This is a genomic window from Bacillus cereus (genome assembly GCF_002564555.1).
GTDB lineage: Bacteria > Bacillota > Bacilli > Bacillales > Bacillaceae_G > Bacillus_A > Bacillus_A cereus_K.
Window position 1 is genome coordinate 1 of record NZ_NUVD01000008.1, and the last position, 16,191, is coordinate 16,191.

Genomic DNA, 16,191 nt, shown 5'->3' on the forward strand with positions numbered 1-16,191 from the left:
TTAATTGTTCCTACTTCTTGCGTTCCATTTTTAATCGTTGAATCTGGTGTTTTCGGTTGTTCTGGTGTTTTTATTTCTTCTGTATTGCCACCAATTTTCACAAACTCTAACGACACATACCCTTCTTTTCCTTGGTAATTTATTTTCGCCCAACCGTTTTCTTTTCCTAGTACGGTTACTTTTTCACCATTTTTTAAGTTTCCTAGAACTGAGCTACTTGTATTCGCTGCACTTCTTACTCGTAGGCTTGTCGCATTGATCGTTCCTACTTCTTGTACTCCACTCTCGATGGTTGGTTGCTGCTGCTTTTGACTAGGAGTGTCAGGTGTTTGAATTGCATCTCCAAATTTTAAAAACTCTAAAGATACATATCCCTCTTTTCCTTTATATTCAATCTTTGCCCAGCCGTTTGCTTTTCCTAATACCGTTACTTTTTCATTTTTTTGAACATAACCAAGCATTGAGCTACCTACAGCTGGGCTATTACGTACATTCAAACGAGTCGCCGTAACAATTCCTTCTTCTTTTTGTCCATTATTAATTGTTAATTGTTGTTTTTGTTCAACGCCTGGACTTTTACCAGAAAACTCCAAAAACTGTAATGTGACATATCCCTCTTTTCCATTATGAGAAATTTTAGCCCATTCTTTTTCCTTACTTAAAACTTGTACAGTGCTTCCTTGTTTTACTGTCCCTATGACTTTACCTTGAGTTGTAGGTTGTTCACGTATATTTAAATTTGTTGCATTTACTTTCGCTAAATTATCACTTTCCGCAAAGGCATGAGTCGAAATAAAAGATGCTGCTGTCGCTAGAAATGTACCTGTTATTATTTGTTTCGTTGTTTGCTTCATATTTTTTATAAGAATATAAGAAACTCTATATTCTTCAGCCTCCTTTTTTTTATCTGTCTTACCATTGATTTTAACATATCATTTCTAATATTTATTCTGAATATCTAAATATAGTCATAAAAATTGTGAACATCTTTTCTAAATGGTTTTTTTTGCATAAAACTCTTTTTCCTATGAAATATTACAAAGGGATGTATTGTAGATGGAATATTAACTTTAGGAGGACAACAATGACAAAAATCATCATCTTAGCATCAACACTTTCTTTATCTTTTTTTAGTGGCTTAAATATTGGTAATACAGCAATGGAAGATCTTCATCCAGTAACAAATACGATTGTACAAAATAGCAATCATTTAGCAGAAGGTAGCTCAAAAGATAATAATAAACCACCAGGAAGCGATGGCTCTCAAGACGATAGCGGTGGCTCTGGTGGCAATGGTTCTGGCAGCAGCGGTTCTGATGGTAGCGGCTCTGGCGGTAACGGTTCCGGTGGCAGTGGTTCCGGCGGTAACGGTTCTGGTGGCAGTGGTTCTGGTGGTAGCGGTTCTGGTGGCAATGGTTCTGGTGACAATGGCTCTGGTGGCAACGGCTCCAGTGGCAGTGGTTCTGGTGGTAGCGGTTCCGGTGGTAACAGTTCTGGTGGTAACGGTTCTGGCGGCAATGGCTCTCGTGGTAACGGTTCTGATGGTAACGGCTCTGGTGGCAATGGTTCTGGTGACAATGGCTCTCGTGGGAATGGCTCTCGTGGTAACGGTTCTGATGGTAACGGCTCTGGTGGCAATGGCTCTCGTGGTAAAGGTTCTCAGGGTGGCAATCGTGTTAAAGGTGACAGCAGCTCTCAAGGTGGCGATCGTGTTAAAGGTGACAGCAGCTCTCAAGGTGGCAATCGTGTTAAAGGTGATAGCAGCTCTCAAGGTGGCAATCGTGTTAAAGGTGATAGCAGCTCTCAAGATGGGAATGGCTCTCAGGATGATAAAGTAAAAGATAATGCGACAAAACAAGGCGATAAATTACCTAATACGGCGACGCATTATCCTACATCTATTTTAGTGGGGCTTTCAACATTCCTAATTGGTATGTTATTGTTTATTCGCCGTAAAAATGCAAAATAAAAACCAACATCCTTCCATCTAAAAAACGCATAAAACAAATATAAAGCTAAAAAGGACTTTGGATTGCATTTTATTATGCAGCCCAAAGTCCTTTTTGCATCTATCAGAAAGAATATTAATATGCTTTTCCCCAGTACACCATATGTTTAGCTTTTTTACTACAGCAAATACATTCATCAGCTAAATGTTCTTGTTCAAAAGGCATACAGCGTGAAGATACGCCAACTTCTTCTTTTAGTTTTTCTTCACAATCTAGTTCTCCGCACCACATCGCCTTAATAAAACCTTGCTTTTCATCAGCTGCTTTTTTCATCTGTTCGAAATTCGTCACGCTATACGTATTCTCATCGCGAAATACTTTTGCTTTATTAAATAAAGAATGATGAATTTCTTCAAGTAATGACGGAATGCGTTCTTCTAATTGATCCATTGATATAAACTCTTTTTCCTTCGTATCTCTTCTTACAAGTACAACTTGATTCTTTTCAATATCCTTTGGACCAACTTCTACTCTAATTGGAACACCTTTCATTTCATACTCATTGAATTTCCAACCCGGCGTTTTATTGCTAGCATCTACTTTCACACGTGCAATATTTTGAATACGACCTTGTAACTCTGTTGCCTTTTCTAACACACCTTCTTTATGCTGCGCAATCGGTACGATAACAACTTGTACTGGCGCTACTTTTGGAGGCATTACAAGCCCATTGTTATCACTATGAACCATGATCAGTCCACCTATCATTCTTGTTGATACCCCCCAAGATGTTTGGTGTACATATTGCCACTTACCGTTACGATCTAAAAACTTAATATCAAATGCTTCTGAGAAGTTCGTGCCAAAGTTATGAGATGTTCCTGTTTGCAGCGCTTTTCCATCATGCATTAAACTTTCAATCGTATAAGTTGCCTTCGCTCCCGCAAACTTTTCTTTTTCTGTTTTTTGTCCTTTAATTACTGGTATCGCTAAGTAATCTTCACAGAAAGAAGCATATAGATTTAAAATATTTAACGTTTCAGCTTGCGATTCTTCTGCCGTTTCATGAATCGTATGACCTTCTTGCCATAAAAATTCAGTTGTACGAAGGAATGGTCTCGTTGTCTTCTCCCAACGAACTACTGAACACCACTGGTTATATAACTTTGGTAAATCATTATATGATTGAACAATTTTTGAAAAATGCTCACAGAATAAAGTTTCAGATGTAGGGCGTATACAAAGCCTTTCTGCTAACTTCTCATCCCCACCATGTGTAACCCATGCTACTTCAGGAGCAAATCCTTCAACATGATCCTTCTCTTTTTGTAATAAACTCTCTGGGATAAACATTGGCATATATACATTCTCATGACCAGTTTCTTTTAACTTCTCATCCATCACTTTCTGCATATTTTCCCACAATGCATAACCATATGGACGTAAAATCATACACCCTTTCACACTGGAATAATCAACAAGTTCTGCTTTTTTTACAATGTCGGTATACCACTGTGCAAAATCCTCTTCCATCTTCGTAATAGCTTGTACTTGTTCTTTTGCCATAGTCACTCTTCCTCCTTTTAGAAAATACAAAAAAGCCCGTGCCCCTAAATAGGGACCGAGCTTTGCCGGCGTTACCACCCTGATTCATACACAAAAATTGTGCATGCTCTCTTTTTGATAACGGGAAATTCCCGCTGCATATGCAGAACGCAAAGGTAGGTTCCATATCGCCCTTTTAAGAATCTTTCAGCCAAATGGATTCTTTCTCTGCAAAAAGGGATAGACATATACTAGTCCTTTTTCATCGTTATAACGAAATAAATTTGTTGATTATCATAATATAAATTTCACTCCAAAACAAGAGTGAATTTTCTTATTTTTATATATTCTTTTCATTTTTTGTAGTTTTATACGTAGCTCTTTCGAACAATCTTTACAAGTTGATGTGCAACCATACCGATAAGTGTACCAATTAGAACGAAGAAACAAATAAATCCATATCCCATTCCTTCCCATCCACCAATAGCGGTCATTGTTACAGGAAAGAAAGCTAAACAAAGAAGTACTAAACTAAGTGCAAATATAATATCAAACTGTTTGTCTGGAAAACGTTTCTTTAGTAAATATGAAATAGCAAATACAAGGAGAATCGTGATTCCGCCAATGATGTAAAAGATACCAAATCCATCTAGCCAATCCAAAGTATTCCCTCCTTCCATTCATTCCCTTATACTTATTATATGTTTAATTTTTCTGAAAATAAACAATAAAATTTTAACCGGAAACATATTTTTATTACTAGGTATTAATAGTAATATATAAGAATAGGTTTTATATAATCAGGAGGGAATCTTTATGGATAAAGCACTAACAAATCATGTCATTATTTTATCTTTTGACTGCTTATCAGCTTTAGATTTTTCTATATTACAAAAACTCCCCAATTTCCAAACTTTAATAAAAAAGGGCGCGGTTGTAGAAAAAGTAGAGCCAATTTATCCTTCTGTAACATATCCAAGCCACTCAACAATCGTTACTGGAAACTATCCCAATAAACATGGCGTGGTTAGTAATACGTTACTTCAACCAGGACGCGAATCCCCAGATTGGCATTGGTACCGAAAATCGATAAAAGGAACAACGTTATATGATGAAGCACATAAAGCAAAATTAAAGACCGCTGCCCTTCTATGGCCTGTTACTGGAAGAGCAAAAATCGATTACAATTTGCCAGAAATTTTCCCAAATAGACCGTGGCAAAATCAAATTTTAGTTTCATTATTTAGTGGTAGCCCGCTATACCAATTAGATTTAAATCGACGTTTCGGTCATATACGAAATGGATTGTCGCAGCCTGAACTTGATGATTTCGTGCTCGCTTCGGCTGTACATACAATCCATACGAAAAAGCCAAATGTCATGTTTGTACATTTCACCGATTTAGACACCCAAAGACACTATCACGGCTTTGAATCCAAAGAAACAATAGCAGCAATTCATAGACACGATGAACGGCTAGGAAAAATTATTCAAGCTTTAAAAGAAAGTGGACTATACGAAGAAAGCACAATTATTGCTCTTGGCGATCATAGCGCTTTAAGTGAAAACAAAGCAATTCAATTAAATGTGCTATTTCATCAAAAAGGGCTTATCTCTATAAATCCAAAAGGGAAACTAGTAGATTGGGGAGCCTATTGTCAAAGTTGCGACGGGTCTGCCTATGTATATGTGAAAGACAAAAACGATACAGATACAATCCGAGAAGTACAACTACTTCTTGAAGAATTGCTTCAAAATAAACAAAACGGAATTGAATTTATCCTTCATGATGAAGATGCGAAGGAATGCGGTGCAGATGGTAATTGTTTATTTATGTTAGAAGCACAAGAAGGGTATTATTTCACTGAAAATTATACAGGAGATTTTATAAAAGACATTGTTCAAAAAGATGTTACTCCTAGTAAAAAATATACATTTGGAACTCATGGATATTCTCCAACAAAACCTAACTATGAAACAATTTTTATAGCTGCTGGGAAAGGTATAAAAAGCGGCGTTACAATCCCGTATATGAGACTTATTGATGAAGGTCCTACTATCGCTAGATTACTCGGTTTGCACTTAGGTGAAACAGACGGAGCGATTATAGAGGATTTGCTTCAATTGTAAAGAACTGTGTATATATGTAAAAGTTATGTAAAAATCACCACTGTTTCTCTTTTTACAATTTTTAATTTTGTACACTGTTAGTAGAACAAATTTAAGGGGGAACATTATATGAAAAAAATGTCCAGACAAGAAAAAAGCTGGATATTATACGATTGGGCGAACTCGGTATATTCGCTTGTCATTACAACTGCATTATTTCCAATTTACTTTAAAGCAGCTGCAAAAGAAGCCGGACTATCTGGAGCAACTTCAACAGCCTATTGGGGATATGCAAACTCATTCGCTACACTTTTAATTTCTATACTTGCCCCTATTCTCGGCACGGTTGCTGATTATAAAGGATTTAAAAAACGCTTTTTTACATTTTTCTTTGGGCTCGGTATCGTATTTACAAGTATGCTAGCAGTTGTTCCAACATCCCAGTGGCACTTATTATTAGGGTGCTATATGCTCGCTTTAGTTGGCTTTGCTGGTGCAAACATTTTTTATGACGCGTTTTTAGTAGATGTTACTTCTAAAGATAGAATGGACCAAATTTCTACAAGAGGATTTGCCTTAGGTTATATTGGGAGCACAATTCCTTTTATCGGTTGTATTGCTCTTATCATTCTTGCTCAAAAAGGGACTATCCCTCTATCGGTCGGCATTGCTAGTCAAATTTCCTTCGCGATAACAGCTCTTTGGTGGGGGTTATTTACAATTCCAATGTTAAAAAATGTTGAGCAAACGCACTATATAGAACGTCATCCGAAGCCAATTGTAATGAGCTTCAAACGCCTTGCTGATACTTTTAAAAATATTAAAGAATACAAAACTGTATTTATGTTTCTAATCGCTTACTTCTTCTACATTGACGGAGTTGATACGATTATCACTATGTCTACAGCTTACGGAACGGATCTCGGGATTAGTGCAACTAATCTATTAATCATCTTGTTTGTAACACAAATCGTTGCTTGTCCGTTCGCTTTATTGTATGGAAAACTCTCAGAAACATTTACCGGTAAAAAAATGCTATATGTCGGTATTATTATTTATATCATTATTTGCACATATGCTTATTTCTTAAAAACGACACTGGATTTTTGGATTCTAGCAATGTTAGTTGCCACATCTCAGGGCGGGATTCAAGCACTAAGCCGTTCCTATTTTGCCAAACTAGTACCAAAAGAATCTGCTAATGAATTCTTCGGATTCTATAATATCTTTGGTAAATTTGCAGCCATTATGGGGCCAGTATTAGTTGGGGTTACGACTCAGTTAACTGGAAAAACAAACGCTGGTGTACTTAGTATTATCATACTGTTTGTTATTGGTGGCATTCTGTTAACAAAAGTGCCTGAACAGGATACTCCTGTTACACCACCCAATCCAAAAGCTAAAACGCTATAAGAAAAAGATCCTCTTCAAACAAGAAGAGGATCTTTGTTTATTTTTATCGATAACGTCTTACAATTAAAGACTCTACAGCTTATACAAAAATAGTTTATCAACAGTTGTTCCTAATACTTCCGCTAAACGAAAGGCTAACGCTAAACTTGGATCATATTTATTGTTTTCAATTGCATTTATCGTCTGTCTTGATACACTACACTTATCAGCTAATGCACCTTGTGAAATATTATTTTCAGTGCGCAATTCATAAATTTGATTTTTCACACCATTTCTCCTAACCTGTAAAATCGTTTTTACAACATCAGTATATAATTGGCTCATATAGTTGTCAAAAGATCCCCATAGAAAAAAGGAGCAAACATGCTCCCTTACAATACTTATTTTGAAACTACCGAATTGATATATCCTTTTGATTTGCCGCCTCTGTATTTAGAGTATCCTCGCCTATCCTCATACGCAGTACTGGAAAAATTGCCAACAAAATAAGTGACATTGCTATACAAAATACAATAACTAGTGAGGTCATTTCCTTCAATCCTCCAGCTAGAGAAGTGCCAATTAGCATAGCTCCCATAAACAGCGGTAAAATTGTCCCATTTACCCTGCCAATCATATTTTCTGGTACAAGTTGAATCATAAGTGTACCGACAACGATATTAACACAAGCTAAACAAATACCTGTTCCAAATCGCATAAAGCTAGTAATCCAAAACGATGTAGACAGCCCTTCTACTAAAAATGATATTGCTAATATACTCATCCCGAATACAAACATTTTTTTCGGATTTACTTTTGAAGTGAAAATTGCCGCAACAATACCACCAATTAACATTCCTATTCCATCAGCTGCTGCTAAATATTGAACAGCTTCTTTTTCCATGCCTAAACGTTCGATTACAAGGAATACTTCTAATGGGGTCGTTAATCCAACTGCTAAACCAATGATTGTAAAAGTGATCGTAATCATACGTAAATTTTTCGTATGAAGAACGTATTTCCACCCTTCTTTTATATCATTTTTTAATGAATCTCTCACTGCTTGCTCTTGTTCAACCCATTTTGGTAAAAATGAAAGGGCGATAGCAGATAACGAAAATAAAATGATTAAACTATATAGTGAAGTAAATAAACCAAGTTGTGTATATACAAGTGATCCTACGACTGGCCCGAAGATCATAAACAATGACTGTAGTGTTTGGTTAAATGCAATCGCATTTGCTACCTGTTCTTCCTTTACATATCGCTTAAATATGCGTGAAGATGACGGCTGAGAAAACTGACCTACAATTGCAGAAACGAGTGTCGCAAAAAATATGGCCTGCCAATAATCGACCTTTAACAATAAGACAATTCCTATAATAGACAGTACACTTAACACATCTCCAACAACCATTGTTCTTTTCGGATTCCAGCGATCTGCTAATGCACCACCAATAAATGAGAAAATAAAAATAGGTGCATATTCCATGACTGATAATAGTGATACTGAAACTGGATCATTATTCGTCCGCTCCATTATGAAATATAGTAGAGCCATGTTTCTAATCCAAATTGCAAATTGCTGTAAAATATCAGATACCATAACGAGCATAAATGCTCGATTTTTAAATAAGGATTTCATTTTCACTCCCCCTTTAATAAACCGACCGTTCGGTCTAATTTGTTTTATAAGAAAAGCTGCTGATTTATTATTCAGCTGCCATTCCTTTTAACAATACATCTATTGCCTTTTTATAAATACGCTTTAGCTCTTTATAATCTAGCTCATAGTAAAGCACTCCAAGCCCTGATAATAAGCCATTTACAATATACATCAAGTCGCGCGTATTTTCTTCACGAAACTCTCCAGACTGTATGCCTGTTTCGATTAATCTCTCAACCATAACATATGATTCTCTAGTTAAAGCTAACAGTTCATCTAGAATCTCTTTACTTACAACTTGGCTCATAGAAAATTCCTCTATTGCATTTGAAATAGGTTGTTGTATATCCTCTACATAATATTCAGCGAGACCATATAGCTTTTCAGTACTAGTAATATACAACTTCTCTTTTTCATTCCATTTTTCAAGCCAATCATACGTATGCTGCTTCACTACAAATAAAAATAATTCTTCTTTATTTTTAAAATGGTAATAAATACTTCCTTTACTTCTCCCTGTAATTTCACAAATATCTTCCATAGATGTGGCTGCATAACCCTTTTGTGAAAACAGACTTTCTGCTTTATATGCGATTTCTTTCTTTATCTCTTCTGCGCTTTTTCTCATATTCACACCCCTTTAAACCGACCGTTCAGTCTAATATTAACAAATAAAAAACCTCAATTGCAAGAGGCTGTATTCCTTATTTAAGAAAACACACTTTCAAACCACGTTCTAATCATATGTATTGTTCCAAATTTAAATACTAGTTTGACGAGAAATACCCCTCCCGCAACTAACAAGAATAATACTACTTTCCCTTTGTTTTTTACTTTCAGTTCCCTTCCCCCTTAGTGTGTTAAAAATATTAATCAAACGTTTGTTTAACTGATTGTATGCATATGCAAGCCAACTAATCAAACGTTTGTTTAAAAAAGAAATACGCCTATATAAGGCGTATTTTCATCAATCACCACCACCGCAGCTCCCTCCACTATCTCCACCAGAAGATCCTCCGCAATCATGTGAACCACCATCATGTGAGCTATCGTCAGATCCAGCAAAGAAAAATAGTGGTGATGAGCTGTTAGACGAATTATGCATATTACTCTGTTTCATCAAATTGACTTTCCTTTTGTTTGATCGAACAGCTGTTACAATTGTTCCAACCACAACAAATAATAGTATGACAATAATAAATTCCATATAAAACCCTCCCTTACTCCTTGAATAATAGAATGGTTCTTTCTAGATTTTCAAGTGAAATAAAGCGTGACTCACGAAGAACCTCTTTTCCATTATAAAATAATAAAATTGTTGGCCCTGTAAATACTGCATATCGCCCTGCAACCTCTTGCATGTCTTGTAGCAATATCTCTATTTTCTCTACGTAATCATAATTCTCTAATACGTAATTTACTTTCCTTAACATAACATCACAAACACCGCAATTTTCCGTTTTAATAAACAGAAGTACTACTGGTTGTTCTTCAATATATGTCGCTAATTCTTCTATCGTTTCAAATTTATTCATTTTATCCCTCTTAGCGTAATTTACGAAATACTTTATCTTGATACATACGAAATGCTGAACTATCTTTAATCTTTCTCTTTTCCATTACTTGCTGAAAACGTAATGTTTTTGCTGTTAACTCTTCTTGTAATTTTTTTCTCTCTACTTCATCATAACAACAAGCGATTAAATCCTCTATTTTCAATATATCTTTTTGTAGTTCCATTTCTGGTGGAATCATACCCGCATTTTTTAAAATTTTATAACTCATTCTAAGTTCTGGAGGTACCATTGAAAGGTCTTCTAATTGTAGTGGTTTTCCTTTTCCCGGAATATAATCAAGATCCCCATTCCGTATTGCTTGTCGAATTTTTTCTTCAGCAATGTTCAAAAACACATCCACACTATTCCCTCCTTTACATATTTTTACTATTATTTTACATGAAATTTTATTATCTTGCTACGCCATTCAAAATTGACTTCAAATTTCCCAGGCTACAATTAGTAGTCAAACAAATAATCATTATAAAATTACTAATCAACAAAAAAACGGTGATTCCCCTTCTCTTCAATCCATTACAATCGATGACAAAAACACAAGGCCCCGCCAAACTTTTAATTTTACGAAAAAATAAAAATGAATATAGAGATAACCTATTATAGTTATATTCGGTTTATAATATGAAGTTCGTGTGAAGTTCATCTGAATTTTACATGAATTTCCTTTAAGCTCTATTGTCTTCCCATCCTAATCACCTTATCCTTTACATATAGGAATTATTTTCATTCCATTTCAAACTATCTATATATATAAAGAAAGATAGTGGCCTATTAGGGAAAGGCATCTAGTATTATTATAAATATAACAAAAGAAAAAGCACTCTTATGTAAGAGTTCTCGAAAATCATGTTAATCATAAAGAAAAGGCATNNATGCCTTTTCTTTATGATTATTGTTCAACGTTCCATTCTTCTATGTTCCATATCTTCGTTATCCACGCTTCATAGAAAGAAGGCTCATGTGAAACAATTAAAACCGTTCCTTTATATTGTTGTAACGCTTCCTGCAAAGCCTTCTTAGTTTCTATATCCAAATGATTAGTCGGTTCATCTAAAATTAAAACATTACTTTTCGTTACGATAAGTTCACATAATCGCACTTTCGTTTGTTCCCCACCGCTTAATAAACAAATAGGCTTTAATACGTGTTCTTCTTTCAACCCACACTTCGCTAATGCTTGACGCACTTCTTTCTTTGTCATGTCTGGCCGTTCTGTCCAAACTTTCTCTAATGGCGTTATTTCCGAAGCGAACTCTTCCTGGGCAAAATAAGCAGGGGTTACTCGTTCCCCAACAGAAATTGAACCGCTTAGTGGTTTTATTTGACCTAATAACGTTTTTAACATTGTCGTTTTTCCGATCCCATTATGACCAACAATGGCAATTTTCTCTCCTTTTTTCACTTGCAAATCCAATTCTGGAAATAACGGATCACTATACCCTATCCTTAGTTTCTCAGCCTGCAATATACGACTCACTGGCTCGTTATAAACATTAAAAACAAAACGGGACCGAGGTACATGACTAATCTTTTCAACCTTTTGCATTTTCTCCAATACTTTCTCTCGGCTTTTTGCTTGTTTCGCTTTTCTAATTTTATTTTTTTGAATAAAAGTTTCTAAATGCGCGATTTCTTTTTGTTGTTTCACATACGCCGCTTGTAATTGCTTCCTTTGTAGCTCGTAATTCCGTACAAAACTACTATAATCACCTACATAGCGCTTTACCTTTCGTTCTTCTAGATGATAAATAACATTCGTAATATTGTTCAAAAATACTTCATCATGCGAAATGATAATATAAGCTTTTTCATACAGTTTCAAATACGATTGCAACCACTCTATATGTGCTGTATCTAAATAATTTGTTGGCTCATCTAGCAATAAAACATCAGCTTTTTCTAAAAGAAGCTTTCCAAGTAACAACTTCGTTCGCTGACCACCACTTAACTTTGAAACGTCCTTCTTCATCCCTACTTCAAATAACCCTAAACCCGTTGCCACTTCTTCAATTTCTGTATGAATTTGATAAAAATTAGAGCCCTCTAATCTAGCTTGTAGTTCTCCATATGATACTAACAGCTTTTCTATTTCTCCTTCTGTCGCCATCTCTTCTGTAATTTTTAACATCTCACGCTCAATCGCATATAAATCAGAAAATGCACTTTGCAAGTACTCTTCAATTGTTATACCTTCTTGCAAATCTACATGTTGCTGTAAAAAACCAATTTTCACATGTGGGAACCATTCAATTTTCCCATCATCATGTATGAGCTCTCCTGTTAAAACCTTTAATAACGTAGACTTTCCAATTCCGTTTTTACCTACCAATCCAACATGCTCGCCCCTTAATAATCGGAAGCTTGCATTATATAAAATGGATTTTTCGCCATATGAATAACTTACATTTTCTACTGTTAATATACTCATTTTTCTCTCTCCTTTACTTATCATCCATAAGCTAAATAGAGAGCTCAACAGTATAAAGCCTTATTTAATTGTGCATATAAAAATGGGTAAGGTGAATACACCTTACCCATTACATATTATCGTAAAAAAGGATTAAGGTTCTTTACCTGCTGTCTTCAATTTAGCTTATTTGTTAAAAATGGGCAGACTTCTCCCGTCTTAAGCTAAAACCATTTGAAGAACAGTTGATAAAGTCATTTTATCCTTTCACTCCTTTAACATTTGTTATATTAAGAGTATAAACTACTCTGTTATATTCTATTCTCTATTTTTTCTTTTGTTCCTTCTCCGTTTTTTCATTTTCCGCGTAAATTTCTTTATACATCTTTTCTAATGCATATGGACTTGTAAAGGTTAGCGTCAATGAATCGACTATTTGCTCTATAGATTCCATCTTTCTCCTCCTATATAAAAAAGCCTCTTAACAGCAATTGTACCAAAAACTGTTAAAAGACTTTTTTCTATTTTTTCATATAAGGAGCTAATACTCTCAAAATTTCTTCCTTATCCTTCTTTAACTCAAGCGATGTTAACATGTCCATCGTTCGAGGACGAGGTAATTTCACTTGCACCTCGCCAACGATTGATGCTGGTCTTTGAGATAAAATAAATACGCGATCAGAAAGCAAGATTGCCTCATCTAAGTCATGTGTAACCATAACGATTGTTTGCTTTTCTTGATGCCAAGAATTTAAAAGCCAACTGTGTACTTCCATTTTTGTAAAGGCATCTAATTTTCCAAAAGGCTCATCCAGTAGCATAATTGGCTTCTCACATAAATATGTGCGAAGAAAGCTAATTCTTTGGCGCATACCACCAGACAGTGCATCTGGATAATGATCCGCATATTCATCTAGCTCAAACTGCTTTAATGCTTCCATTCCTTCTGTTAACCTTTGTTTTTTAGGTTTCCCCTCAATCTCCAACGGAAGAACAATATTTTGTAAAGCCGATCGCCACGGTAATAATAAATCTTGTTGCGGCATATAGCTTACAGCATCTTGTTTTTTCACATGTTCCTCGTTATAAAATACCTCTCCGCTCGTTGGTTCTTCGACACTCGCGATCATATTTAACAATGTGCTTTTCCCGCAACCACTTGGACCTACAAAAGAGACAAACTCTCCCTCCTGTATAGAGGCACTAATATTTTCTAATACATTCTTTCCATCGAAAGATTTTACAATATCTTTTATTTGTAATCCGCTCATTTTTCACTTGGAAGGAATTCATTTGTAAAAGCATCTTTTACATCAATTTTCTTCTTAATAACTTTGTTGTCATATAAGAAATTCATGTAATTCGTCCAAACTTCTTCCTTCTGTACTCCCCACGCTTTTGCATCATCTTGATACTTCGTACTTAGCCACTTTTGACTTTCTTGTACTAATTCTTTATTCACATCTGGAACAGCTTTAATTAAAATATCAGCAGCTTCTTTTGGCTCTTTAATTGCGAAATTATAACCTTCTGTCGTTGCAGTCATAAACTTTTTCACAAAGTCTTTATCTTGCTTCGCATGCTTTTCACTTGTAATAATAACAGGACTATAGAAATCAAGTGCTGGATCTAAGTCTTTTACCATAATCGTATTTAACTCTTTTCCTTGACGCTTCGCTTCAATGCCGTCCCATCCATAATAAATCCATTCAAAGTCTGCATCACGACCAATTGATTTGAAGAAATCTGTTTGTCCAAGAATAATTTTTTCGACTTTGTTAAAATCAGCTTGATTTTTCTCCATAATCGTTTTTAACGTCGCTTCTTCTGCAGGTCCTCCCCAACCACCGTAACGTTTCCCTTCAAAATCTTTCGGTGACGTCATATTATCTTTTTTTAGCGATGCAAAAGCTGAAGTATTATGCTGAATAATCGCCCCTACAGACACAACCGGGATCCCTTCAACACGAGCTAATGTTACATTTTCCTGTGCACTTATTGCAAAATCTGCTTTCCCAGAAGCAATCATCTGCTCTGCTGTTACATTATCACCAGGCTGGATAATTTCTACATCAAGCCCTTGCTTTTTGTAATAATCTTTCGTTTGCGCTACATATAAGCCAGTATGATTCGTATTTGGGAACCAATCTAATACTACTTTTACTTTTTGGTCTTTACTTACACTTTCTTCTTTCTTCGCCGGATTACATCCAGCCACCCCTACTGCTAATAAAGCAGCTAACATAACTTTTAAACCTTTTTTCATTTTCTGCCGTCCTTTCTATATATCCATGGTGCTGTTATTCTTGCCATAAACTCCACGATAAAATACAGGCATAATGTCAACATGACGATAATCGCTGCAACACCAAATACTCGGGCAGTTAAAAAGGATTTTGTAGCTCTCGTAAGCATAACCCCTAACCCTTCACTTGCACCGAGCCATTCTCCAATAATTGCCCCCATTACGCTATATGTAACTGCAATTTTTAAGCCTGAGAAAAAGTATGGGAGCACTGCTGGAAACTTTACTTTTTGGTAAACTTGCCATTTCGTTGCCTTCATTGTTTGCAACAATTTCAGCATGTTTTTATCTACCGTTTGAAATCCTTCTAAAATGCTAAGCGCAATTGGGAAGAAACAAACGAGTATGACGACCATTACTTTCGGCAACATCCCATATCCAAACCAAATAATAAATAACGGTGCAAGTACAACGATTGGGATTGTTTGCGAAATAACGAGCAACGGGTTTATTAAAATACGAAATAAAGGTATAACGTCCATAAGAATTGCAATGCTCGTCCCAAGTAAAATCGCAAAAAACAGTCCGATTATAACTTCCTGCAGTGTTTGCATCGTATTTGGTAATAATAGATCTTTCATTCCAATTAACTCTTGAACAACGGCCGAAGGCTTTGGTAAAATCCACGGTTCAATTTTAAATAATGAGACAGATCCTTCCCATATCGCAATGAGAAGGATAAGCCAAATAGTTGTAATAAGTTTAGATTGCTTCTGGTTTTGCATATTCATCACGGTACTTCCAAACTTTTTCGTCAATCGTTACGCCCGTACTTGGACGATAGTGAATTTTAATAGAAGTGATCACTTCTTCTGCTCCAGCATCGACACAAGCCTGTTGTGCACGTTTAATGACGTCAAGAAGTACATCTAATTCTCCTTCCAACGTTGTTTCCATTGCTCCTACTTCATAACGAACTCCCGACTGTTGTACAACTTCAATTGCTTTATCAACAACGGAATACACATCTTTGTTCTTCGCTTGTGGTACTACTGAAAATGAAATTGTAACTTGTTGTGACATAATAAAATCCCCCTTACAAAATATGGTTTCAAAAAAAGAAAAGGCTTTCCTATCATGTAGGAAAGCCTTGTATGCAAGTTATTCTATAATAACTTATGCTACATCACTTTAAAGTAACTCCCTACGCTGGCATTATCCAGATCAGGTTGAGGGTCGATGTACACTTACATCCTCTCAGCCAATTGGCTCCCCGGTTCTTAATTCGTTTTCATTGTAGCATG

19 protein-coding genes, 1 riboswitch and 1 other annotated feature are annotated in these 16,191 nt (G+C 35.7%); of the genes, 3 read left to right on the forward strand and 16 right to left on the reverse strand.

The annotated features are described in order from the left end of the window. On the reverse strand, window positions 1-854 hold an 854-nt coding region (locus COI75_RS03370; RefSeq protein WP_170958521.1), incomplete at its 3' end, for an SH3 domain-containing protein. Between the two features lie 230 nt (window positions 855-1,084). On the opposite strand from COI75_RS03370, the gene COI75_RS03375 reads away from it, so the two are divergent. After that, entirely contained in the window at window positions 1,085-1,969 is an 885-nt protein-coding gene (locus COI75_RS03375) for an LPXTG cell wall anchor domain-containing protein (protein ID WP_098448235.1), read from the forward strand. Between the two features lie 115 nt (window positions 1,970-2,084). Here COI75_RS03375 and proS read toward each other — a convergent pair whose 3' ends face one another. Beyond that, entirely contained in the window at window positions 2,085-3,515 is a 1,431-nt protein-coding gene (gene proS / locus COI75_RS03380; RefSeq protein ID WP_001040971.1) for a proline--tRNA ligase, read from the reverse strand. A 47-nt stretch (window positions 3,516-3,562) separates the two neighbouring features. Then, window positions 3,563-3,769: a binding site (T-box leader), on the reverse strand. 93 nt (window positions 3,770-3,862) lie between these two features. Then, the gene (locus COI75_RS03385; protein WP_000383861.1) at window positions 3,863-4,156 is read right to left on the reverse strand and encodes a YesK-like family protein; all 294 of its coding nucleotides are present in this window, start codon (window positions 4,154-4,156) and stop codon (window positions 3,863-3,865) included. Between the two features lie 154 nt (window positions 4,157-4,310). Between COI75_RS03385 and COI75_RS03390 the strand changes: the two genes are divergently transcribed. Next, a complete protein-coding gene (locus COI75_RS03390) occupies window positions 4,311-5,624 on the forward strand; it encodes an alkaline phosphatase family protein (RefSeq protein WP_000356432.1) in 1,314 nt (437 codons plus the stop codon). Window positions 5,625-5,732: 108 nt separating this feature from the next. Further along, a complete protein-coding gene (locus tag COI75_RS03395; protein ID WP_000738809.1) occupies window positions 5,733-7,016 on the forward strand; it encodes an MFS transporter in 1,284 nt (427 codons plus the stop codon). Between the two features lie 72 nt (window positions 7,017-7,088). Here COI75_RS03395 and COI75_RS03400 read toward each other — a convergent pair whose 3' ends face one another. From COI75_RS03400 to COI75_RS03460, 13 genes are all read right to left on the reverse strand, one after another. Further along, on the reverse strand, window positions 7,089-7,340 hold the full coding sequence (locus COI75_RS03400) for a helix-turn-helix transcriptional regulator (RefSeq protein WP_000081045.1): 252 nt from the start codon (window positions 7,338-7,340) through the stop codon (window positions 7,089-7,091). 67 nt (window positions 7,341-7,407) lie between these two features. After that, complete coding sequence (locus tag COI75_RS03405) at window positions 7,408-8,640, reverse strand: MFS transporter (protein WP_000838234.1); 1,233 nt, start codon at window positions 8,638-8,640, stop codon at window positions 7,408-7,410. 67 nt (window positions 8,641-8,707) lie between these two features. Next, window positions 8,708-9,289 (reverse strand): TetR/AcrR family transcriptional regulator, encoded by a 582-nt coding sequence (locus COI75_RS03410; protein WP_001231938.1) that lies wholly within the window; start codon window positions 9,287-9,289, stop codon window positions 8,708-8,710. 80 nt (window positions 9,290-9,369) lie between these two features. Continuing rightward, complete coding sequence (locus COI75_RS03415; protein WP_033657100.1) at window positions 9,370-9,501, reverse strand: hypothetical protein; 132 nt, start codon at window positions 9,499-9,501, stop codon at window positions 9,370-9,372. Between the two features lie 127 nt (window positions 9,502-9,628). Beyond that, on the reverse strand, window positions 9,629-9,868 hold the full coding sequence (locus COI75_RS03420) for a hypothetical protein (RefSeq protein ID WP_000394372.1): 240 nt from the start codon (window positions 9,866-9,868) through the stop codon (window positions 9,629-9,631). 13 nt (window positions 9,869-9,881) lie between these two features. Further along, window positions 9,882-10,196 carry a thioredoxin family protein gene (locus COI75_RS03425; protein ID WP_001031764.1) on the reverse strand — a complete coding sequence of 105 codons (315 nt, stop codon included), beginning with the start codon at window positions 10,194-10,196 and terminating at the stop codon, window positions 9,882-9,884. A gap of 10 nt (window positions 10,197-10,206) precedes the next feature. After that, window positions 10,207-10,578, reverse strand: coding sequence for a J-domain-containing protein (locus COI75_RS03430; RefSeq protein WP_000382368.1), 372 nt, complete (start codon window positions 10,576-10,578; stop codon window positions 10,207-10,209). Between the two features lie 546 nt (window positions 10,579-11,124). Further along, complete coding sequence (locus tag COI75_RS03440; RefSeq protein ID WP_000025969.1) at window positions 11,125-12,663, reverse strand: ABC-F family ATP-binding cassette domain-containing protein; 1,539 nt, start codon at window positions 12,661-12,663, stop codon at window positions 11,125-11,127. A gap of 304 nt (window positions 12,664-12,967) precedes the next feature. Continuing rightward, window positions 12,968-13,096, reverse strand: a complete 129-nt coding sequence (locus COI75_RS27200) for a hypothetical protein (protein WP_002097635.1) — start codon at window positions 13,094-13,096, stop codon at window positions 12,968-12,970. Window positions 13,097-13,163: 67 nt separating this feature from the next. Further along, window positions 13,164-13,913: an ABC transporter ATP-binding protein gene (locus COI75_RS03445; protein WP_000016070.1), complete on the reverse strand. Its 750-nt coding sequence runs from the start codon at window positions 13,911-13,913 to the stop codon at window positions 13,164-13,166. Beyond that, window positions 13,910-14,908, reverse strand: coding sequence for an ABC transporter substrate-binding protein (locus COI75_RS03450; RefSeq protein WP_000715562.1), 999 nt, complete (start codon window positions 14,906-14,908; stop codon window positions 13,910-13,912). Before COI75_RS03450 ends, COI75_RS03445 begins: the two co-directional genes overlap by 4 nt. Continuing rightward, window positions 14,905-15,678: an ABC transporter permease gene (locus COI75_RS03455; protein ID WP_001057170.1), complete on the reverse strand. Its 774-nt coding sequence runs from the start codon at window positions 15,676-15,678 to the stop codon at window positions 14,905-14,907. Before COI75_RS03455 ends, COI75_RS03450 begins: the two co-directional genes overlap by 4 nt. Next, on the reverse strand, window positions 15,650-15,970 hold the full coding sequence (locus COI75_RS03460; RefSeq protein WP_000082898.1) for an MTH1187 family thiamine-binding protein: 321 nt from the start codon (window positions 15,968-15,970) through the stop codon (window positions 15,650-15,652). The genes COI75_RS03455 and COI75_RS03460 overlap by 29 nt, the downstream gene beginning before the upstream one ends. A gap of 101 nt (window positions 15,971-16,071) precedes the next feature. Then, window positions 16,072-16,173, reverse strand: a riboswitch (TPP riboswitch). Window positions 16,174-16,191: the final 18 nt, after the last annotated feature.